Origin of the sequence: Kitasatospora sp. MBT66 (genome assembly GCF_000710405.2) — a bacterium.
In the GTDB taxonomy this organism is placed as follows: Bacteria; Actinomycetota; Actinomycetes; order Streptomycetales; family Streptomycetaceae; genus Kitasatospora; species Kitasatospora purpeofusca.
Genome location: NZ_JAIY01000003.1, coordinates 996,574 through 996,886 on the forward strand (window position 1 = coordinate 996,574; position 313 = coordinate 996,886).

Genomic DNA, 313 nt, shown 5'->3' on the forward strand with positions numbered 1-313 from the left:
GCCGCGGCCGCCGCCCTCGTACCGGCCCCGCGCACGGGCCCCGTCGGCCAGTGCTGCGGCCTCGCCGGCATCGGCGAACTGCTGGTCGACCTGGCCGTGGCCACCGGCGACGCACGCCACTGGCGCTCCGCCGAGGAGGTCGCGGGCCTGATCCTGGCCCGCGCCGGCGGCCCGTACGGCCGCCCGCTGCTGCCCGGCGCCGACCCATCGACGGAGTCCGCCTCCTGGGCCGCCGGAACCCCCGGGGTGCTCGGCTTCCTGCGTCGGCTCAACCGACGGGGCGGGCCGCGCCCCGGCACCCTGTTCCCGGCCT

Annotated in this window: 1 pseudogene; it reads left to right on the forward strand. The window is 80.5% G+C overall.

The window, feature by feature from the left end:
• Window positions 1–313: pseudogene (locus tag BI06_RS50385) on the forward strand (serine/threonine protein kinase); the annotation flags it as partial.